We start from the raw sequence: 301 nt of genomic DNA, 5'->3' as shown, positions 1-301 counted from the left end.
CAGCCGGCCGCCGCGCCCCATGAACAGGAACTCGGTGCGAAACAGCCCCACCCCGACCGCGCCGGCGCGCACGGCGACGGCCGCATCTTCCGGCTGCTCGATGTTCGCCAGCAGTTCCACCGCCTGCCCGTCGCGCGTGACCGAGGGCATGTGGCGCAGCCGCGCCAGCTGCTCGCGCTCCCGTGCGATCTGCTGCTGGCGGTCACGGTAGCGCGCCATCACTTCCGGCGCCGGATCGACGATCACCAGGCCGGCATCGCCGTCCACGATGATCCAGTCGTCCTGGCGCACCAACTGGCTC

Annotated in this window: 1 protein-coding gene; it reads right to left on the bottom strand. The window is 71.8% G+C overall.

Features of this window, described 5'->3' with window-relative positions:
• On the bottom strand, positions 1–301 hold a 301-nt coding region (locus A612_RS07570; protein ID WP_040436317.1), incomplete at both ends, for a putative PEP-binding protein.

It is taken from the genome of Melaminivora alkalimesophila, from assembly GCF_000282995.1.
Classification (GTDB): Bacteria; Pseudomonadota; Gammaproteobacteria; order Burkholderiales; family Burkholderiaceae_C; genus Melaminivora; species Melaminivora alkalimesophila.
The sequence above is the reverse complement of the archived record's forward strand: the minus strand, read 5'-3'. Positions and strand labels throughout refer to the sequence as shown.